This window comes from Nocardia sp. GP40 (genome assembly GCF_050434125.1).
Lineage (GTDB): Bacteria > Actinomycetota > Actinomycetes > Mycobacteriales > Mycobacteriaceae > Nocardia > Nocardia albiluteola.
This window is the reverse complement of the sequence record NZ_JBNPVW010000044.1, coordinates 1-7,021: the sequence shown is the minus strand read 5'-3', so window position 1 is coordinate 7,021 and position 7,021 is coordinate 1. Positions and strand designations below refer to the sequence as shown.

Sequence of the window (7,021 nt, the reverse complement as noted above, 5' to 3'; positions counted from 1 at the left end):
GATGCGCGATACGCGCACCACGAGCTGTCGTCGACGGGCCGGCCGAGGGTGCAGGCCGTGCCGCGCAGGCCCGCTCGGGTGGCTGCGCGTGGCCGGCCTCCACCGCAGCGGCGCCCTGGCGGCGGGCTATCGCGTCGTCGCGGGCGGTGACCACCGCCTTGGTCTTGGCCGTCCACCGCTGGCCGCGCTCGGCGGCGGCACTGCCCAGCTTCCCGGCATCGCGCGCGACCGTCCAGGAGCTCACGGATCTCGGTCTTCGCGACGTCCGGGACGCCCGCCTCGGGGTGAGTACGGCATCGGTCGGCAAAGTGGAAGCAACCGTTCCTGGAGGCAGGGACCAAGGCGCTGGACGAGATCCCCTCCGGTCCGGCCGGGGCGCAGGGCACGCCGGAACAGCGGCGGTGACGGATGGAGAACGAGCAGCTGAAGCTGGCGCTGGCCGAAGCCACGGTGCAACTGCGGGTGCGCCGTCCTGCTCGACATGCACGATGCGTGTCTTGCTTTCGTTGAACGACAGCCCTCTCGGAGCCGCCAGCCATGCCGCCAGCCTCGCTTTGACCTGCTGGGCCTGCTGCCTGGAGTCGCGGCAGGCGACTATGTCGTCGGCGTAGCTTTGTCAGTGATCTTGCATGGACGGTTGTCGAGTACGACGTGGCCGAACTTCCTCAAGTCAGAAACCTGCATCGGATGGACACTCGGCCCCACGTGCTGACCATTGTCAGCGCGGGTTCGACGAAATCGGGTTGGGCGTGCAATACACGCATGGCATGGAGAGTCGACTGAGGTAGGAAGCCTTGTTGTATCAGGGCCGGTTCCGCTTGGTCGACGGTGGACAGCCAGAATGCGTCGGCGGGGCTGCCGTCGCCGATATGGCCGAGAACCGCCTGGTGGGCAACATCGGTCAACCCCAGAGCGCGGAGCCGGTCGGGAAGTGTATGTGCCCACCGCATGTCCGAGCCCACGGTGGCTTCCAACAGTTTCACGCCGGCCTCGGCCACGGCCCGGAATAACGGGTTGGAGCTCTCGAGACTCGGGTGCAGGCACACGTCCTCGATCACCAGCCAGCCCCCCGGTCGGACCCATTCGGCGGCACGCGCCAGCACGTCGTCGCGCTCGCGCAGATGCGACAGCAGGGCGCGGGCATGGACCACGTCGAAACATGCCGGTGGAAAGGTGTCACGCACGGCATCGTGCTCGAGTATTCGCACGTCGGTCAATTGAGACAGGAAACGGGTATCTGTGTCGGTGGCGGTGATGTTCGCCTGCGGCCGGTGCGCGGCCAGCCAGGAGGCGAGTGATCCCGAACCGGCGCCGACATCCAGAATGTCGGCCGCCTCCGGCAGGTGCAATCCGACGAACGTCTCGATACTCAGTGGGTCGAATGCTTGTTCGAGGGTGTGCAGGCGCGCGAGTTGACCGTCGTGCTGATCGCCGAGATAGCTTGTCTCGTAGCGCGGTTGGTCGGCAGGACAGGACGTCATAGGGTCACCTCCAGCCGCGCAGGGCACCGGTTCAAGAACCCGGTTGTCACGGGGCGAAAGCCCGAAGCCCAACCGATATTCGGGTACGCGTTCAGCAGCAGAGACATCCCGGTGGTGATCTCGGCGCGGGCCAGGTGCGAGCCCAGGCAGTAGTGTCGGCCGGCTCCGAATGCGTAGTGACTGGCGGCTGCGCTGTATTCCCGGTCGAGACGGTCGACGCGATGCAGGTCGAATTCGTCCGGGCGCTCGAACCGGTCCGGGTCGCGGTTGGCCGCGCCGATCAAGCAGGCGACGGTAGCGTTGGCCGGGACAGTACCCGACGGCAGGTCCACGACTTCTCGGGTTTGGCGCAGCACCAACTGCAACGGTGGATTTCTCCGCAGTGTCTCGGCGAATGCGTTGTCCAGCAGCGCCGGATCATTCATGACGGCGGCTTTGACGCCGGGTTCGTCAAGCACGTTGACGATGAAATTGGCCAGTGCGCCGTGGCTGGTCTCGCTGCCGGCGGTGATCAGGATTGCGCACGTGGCCCGGATCGCGTCCTCCGACAGCGGTTCGCCGTCGATGGTGGCGGCGAGCAGAGCCGAAATCAGATCGTTGCCGGGGCTGGCACGACGTGCATCCAGATGTGGTTGCAGGTAGTTGTAGAAGTCGTCGCGGTTGTCCAGGCCTCCGGTCAATAGGCTCGGGTCCTGGCGGTAGTTGCCCAAATAGGCGAACCCGACCGAGGCCCAGCTCTTGAGCCGCCGGACCTGTTCGGATGTTTCGGCCGGCAGCCCCAGCGCCCGCGCCATCACCCGGATCGGCAGTGCCGAGGTGAACTCGGCCACCAGGTCGACCCGGTCACACTCGGCCAATCGGTCGACCAGCCCCGATGCCACGTCGGTGATGGAACTTTGCAGTACTTCCAGTGCGCGGCCGCGGAATTCGGGAGTCAACAGGGCACGGTGGGCGGCGTGTTCGTGTCCTTCCATCGAAACGATGCAGTGCCCCAGCAGCGGCCCGATCTGCCAGGTGTAGTTGTCGTTGCTGAAGCGCGGATCGGTCAACGCCATCTTCACGTCCACATGCCTGCTCACCAGCCAGGTGTCGGTGGGCTCGTCGTAGGCGACCGGCAGCTCGGACCGCAGCCGCTCATACAGCGGCTCGGGGTCCACCTCGAATTGGCGGGACTTCAGGGTCGGCGGCGTGCCTCTGGTGTCGACCTGCCGACGCGCGACAGCGGGCGCGTCGGCTTGTAGGTGGTAGCGGGATACGCTGCGGTGCCAGTGCGCGGATGCCTGCATCACCTGCTGCAGCCGCGTTGCGCTATCGACGCCGGGGACCGGCTCGGTGGTCGAGTGGTCGGTGTGTCGCTGCGCCACGGTGAGGTAATCGGCGACGACGTCCATCAACATTGCATGTGCGGCGTCCACTGCGTCCTGCAATTCCAGCCCGCGCGTGTCGGACAGCACGGTCACCAGGTTGTACTGTTCCCCGCACACCACGTCCTTGACGACCGAATACAGGTCGTTGGTCCAGGAGACCACGTCGGCCGCATGCTCACGCAGGGTGTTCTCACAACCGGTGTCACACCGCCGATCTGCATCGGCGACACCGTCAATGCCGTCGATCAGGTCGAAAAAGTAGTAGGCGCCGAAGGTTTCACGCCGCACGCGAATGTAGTCGTCTTCACCGAAACGCTCGCACGTGTGCCGCCGGCCCACCAGTTCACACTGCGCTTCCAGATGCTGAACAAGGTGTCGGCCCAGCTGTTGCTGCCATACCCGGCCTCCCAGGGCGCGGCTGCGGGGCCACAGATCCTCGGCCAGCACAACCAGCATCGGGTCACGCAGTTCTGTTGCTGTGCGATTCGCGGTGAGAATCTGTTCGACGAACGCCGCGAACCGTTCCAACGCCCCACCCTCGGCCCACGGGCCGTCGTCGATGCGATCATCCAGAACCAGCCCCCACAACACCCAGTCCATCAACACCTGGGCGCGCGCGGCCGGTGCCGAACCGGAAAGCGCCACACCGAGATCCAGCATCGACGTCGACCTCAACCGGGCCGCGCCACGCCGCCCGATCAAACCGAATCGTAGCCCCCACTTGATGGTTCGATCGCACAACGCCCCGGCGTCCTCACGGACAGGCACATCGGGAAAGGGCAAACAAATCTCCGGGATCACGAACCGGAACGACGCCGGATCGGCATCGGGAAGTGATGGCACGTCAGCAATTGTTCCACGGCGGGTGTTCAGATGATCACCTAACTCGCCGGCAAATCGACACTGGTCGCCTTTCAAGCATGTCAGCAGTAGCTCGAGGGGGGGTTGCGTTCAGGGTTGGAGGCGTTGTGGCTGAGCGCTTTTGGCGATGTTGGTGTCGCCAGCCAGTCAAACAGACCGACGACCCCGTTGCGGAGGGCGGCCGTGCGTGTCCCGCGCGGACACGACGGTGTTCCGTAAGCCGAACGGAACACCACGGCGCGTGTGAATTCTCGAACCCATCTGCACGGATGACGTGCTGATTCTGGCAGGCGTGAAGGGGATTTCGAACATCGGCGTGTCTCGAACTGACCTGCACTACGGTGCTTTTGGCTGCGCCCGCCGTCCCGGTCCGCGGTGGAACGTCGCATCGCCCGCCTGGACCAGGTGAAGGTCGCAACCTCGCGACAAGGCCGGGACGCGGCGCGCTCCCGGAAACCGGCCGGCGGATCCAGCCCGCCGGTATCGAGGCTGCTGGAGCGATCGAGCAATGGTGATGATCGGCGAACCGGTCGACTTGTCGCACCTGTGATCGCGCTGGTCGGAGTGTCACCGCAAGATCCGGCTCGGTATGGGCGAAGGTGGCAGGCGTGCGTTGATCTTGTTCGAATGTTGTTGCCGCACTTGAGCGATCTGCTGATCCAGGATGTCCGAACCGAAGCTGACACCGTACTTGTGGACGCTATGGTTACCACTTCGATGGCCCGGTGCAGCGGATGCGGAACCTCCTCGGTCCGTGTGCATTCCGCTATCGCCGCCGGCTCGCCGATGCCGCTGTCGCCGGGCGGAGGATAGTCTTGCGACTAATCGTGCGACGGTTCTTCTCTGTGAATACCGACTGTCGGGCAAAGACTTTCGCTGAACAGGTCGACAGGCTCACGGTAAAACGGTCACGGCGCACCGATCAGTTGAACGCGATGGTCACCAGGATCGCAGATCGCCTCCGGCACCCGTGCGGCACACATCTGCGTGCATCCGGAGGTGCTGCGGCGGTGGAACCGGCACCGAGACAAGTACCCGTGGCTGCCCAAGCCCAAGCGGGTCGGAAAGGACTTCCGTTGGGACATAGACGCTTTGGACGCTGCACTGGACGCCCGCGAAGAGGATTGAATCACACCGGTAGAGGGTGGGCGTGAAGCGGGGCAGGCCACCGCGTCCGATCGGGGTTCCGGGCGTACCGATGCTGACGGAGTTGTCTCCGGGACATTGGTGTGCTCGCATCCTCGTCCGCGACGCTTCCGGGCGTCGACGCGACCTCAAGCGAGTCTCACCCGTCAAGCTCGACGTACGCGGACGAAAGATACTGGACCGCAACGGATCTCGCGCACTAGATGCTGTGATGGCAGCAGCGTCCGCAATCCGTGCCGATCTCGGCGGAGAACTGTCCGAGTCCACCACTGTTCGGCAACTGTGGCACCTGTACCGCAATTTCCTGGAGGAACAGGGACGTGCGTCCGCGTCTCGCTTGCCTACAACAGCGTCGGATCGCGCGGCACGCGGGCACTGGCCGGCAGGGAACTGCTCCCGCGGCTGTGGGAGCTGAACCTGCACGACAACATCATCGGCGACGACGGCCTGATCGACCTGGCCCGATCCGGCCGGGCGCAGCGGCTGCTCGAACTCGACATCGAACCGGACAGCCGGAACTCCGAGCGACTGAACCACGGATACTCCGCCTGTGTGCCACCGGAGGTCGTCGAGCAGACAGTTTCCGCACCGACCGCGCCGGTACGCCCGAGAATCGAAACCGCTGCGGCCCACAAACTTACCTGCGGTCAGGCGAAACACCAAACACCGCAATCGAATCCGTCCGTCCGGTCCGATTCGGACCGGACGCACGCGCGCCAGGCCTCCTGTCTGCCAGGTCACGCGAAAACGATGAGGCTTCCACTATCCATGTACAGAGCTGGTCACCGTAGCCGCCCACTTGCCGCCGGGCTCCTACCGCTGTCACCCCCGCTCCGGCCAGGGTGAGCGAGGTCCGCCGGTACGGGCTCGCCGTCTATCGTGCGGGCGGGGGGATCTACCCCTATTCGGTGTGGGTCGACCTCGCCGACCGCCGTGACTGCCTCCTGCACCCGCCCCAACTCGTCGGTGATGTGGGTGTACTCGGCTACCGTCTTTTCGGCGGCCCCCGCCGTCGGTGCCAGTCCAATACTGACCCGGTGATGTGGGGTAGGTCAGCAATGGACCGACGTTGACACCCGCCTGCCCAGTGCCAGGCGGATTCGTCGACGGCCTGGAGTCTTGGCGGACGAGCGCATCTCAGCCGACAATGGGCACGCACTGTTCTTCTGGGATTTGGGCGGTGTTGTCGCGGATCTCCCATACACCTCCACCCAGATGAACCGAGTTCGGGCGGACGAGTGTTTTCAGGATGCCCAGGTCCCACCGTGTGTCCGTGGACCAGCGCAGGCCGTGTAGGGGCATCCTACTGAAGTCGATGTTGCGCAAGTCGGCCCAGGTGAAGTCGTTCAGCCCGTCTCTGAGTTCTTCGAGATCTGCGGTTACGTGGTCGAGTAGCCGTCGTACTCCTGCTGAGTAGTCCGCCATCCTTCGAACGGGGTCGAGGTCGGAACAGTAACCAGTGTGGGGTTCAGGAAGTAGTTCTTCCCAGTGAAGGATGACCGTCATGAGGTCGGCCACCGTGCGGCAGAACGTTGTCTGGACGCTTACGGCCCAGGACATAGGGCGGTTTCTATGTCGCCTGCCAGGGTGAAGGGTTCTGGCGCGGGAAGCGTGATCATTTCACCGGGAGTTCCTGGTCGACGGTAGCGTGGCTGAGCAGCAGGCGCTTGCGCAGAAGATCCAGTTTGGCGTGGCCATAGCACTGGCGTTTTGGTGCTTGATTTTGTTAACGGTGCCTTCAACAGGGCCATTACTCCACGGAAGCGTCAGCCCGGCGGTGACCGCGGCGAAGTCGTGTTCGAGCCCGGTGACGAACGAATGCAGCGCTGGCAGGCTATCGGTGCGGACCTGCGCCATCCACTCGGGAAGACGATCACCGCTCAGGTCGCGCATCATGACGGCGAACGCGCCGACGTGGCGGCGGGTGGCCTCGAGTTCCGGACAGCCGGCCAGAATTCCAGCGAGCCGCTGAGCGTCATCGCGAGCCAGTGTGTCCGGGTCCCGCATGATCCACGCGGTCACGGCGCGGACCTTCGGCACCGCCACCGGGACCGCCGCTGGCTGTGTTTTCCTCCGACCCGCGCGGAAGGGCTGCAAGTAGCGGTAGACGGTGCGCTCGCTGCCCCGGTAACCGAGCCCGCGAAGTTCCTGGGTGAGGACCGCGAC

Annotated in this window: 5 protein-coding genes and 1 pseudogene; all 6 read right to left on the bottom strand. The window is 64.8% G+C overall.

Annotated features, from left to right (window positions below; all coding sequences use genetic code 11):
• Positions 1-244 (bottom strand): annotated as a pseudogene (locus tag ABH933_RS45400) (hypothetical protein); the annotation flags it as partial.
• Between the two features lie 350 nt (positions 245-594).
• A complete protein-coding gene (locus tag ABH933_RS45395) occupies positions 595-684 on the bottom strand; it encodes a hypothetical protein (protein WP_429429341.1) in 90 nt (29 codons plus the stop codon).
• A complete protein-coding gene (locus tag ABH933_RS45390) occupies positions 666-1,481 on the bottom strand; it encodes a class I SAM-dependent methyltransferase (protein ID WP_429429343.1) in 816 nt (271 codons plus the stop codon). Before ABH933_RS45390 ends, ABH933_RS45395 begins: the two co-directional genes overlap by 19 nt.
• Complete coding sequence (locus ABH933_RS45385) at positions 1,478-3,691, bottom strand: cytochrome P450 (protein WP_429429345.1); 2,214 nt, start codon at positions 3,689-3,691, stop codon at positions 1,478-1,480. Before ABH933_RS45385 ends, ABH933_RS45390 begins: the two co-directional genes overlap by 4 nt.
• Positions 3,692-5,992: 2,301 nt before the next feature.
• Positions 5,993-6,361, bottom strand: a complete 369-nt coding sequence (locus ABH933_RS45380) for a hypothetical protein (RefSeq protein WP_429429347.1) — start codon at positions 6,359-6,361, stop codon at positions 5,993-5,995.
• Between the two features lie 114 nt (positions 6,362-6,475).
• A partial coding sequence (locus ABH933_RS45375) for a transposase (RefSeq protein WP_429429349.1) occupies positions 6,476-7,021 on the bottom strand: 546 nt, incomplete at its 5' end.

Bases quoted from the DNA above. Each gene is read 5' to 3' on its own strand.
- ABH933_RS45395 (WP_429429341.1), bottom strand. From the start codon at position 684: ATGCAGGTTTCTGACTTGAGGAAGTTCGGCCACGTCGTACTCGACAAC.
- ABH933_RS45390 (WP_429429343.1), bottom strand. From the start codon at position 1,481: ATGACGTCCTGTCCTGCCGACCAACCGCGCTACGAGACAAGCTATCTC.
- ABH933_RS45380 (WP_429429347.1), bottom strand. From the start codon at position 6,361: ATGACGGTCATCCTTCACTGGGAAGAACTACTTCCTGAACCCCACACT.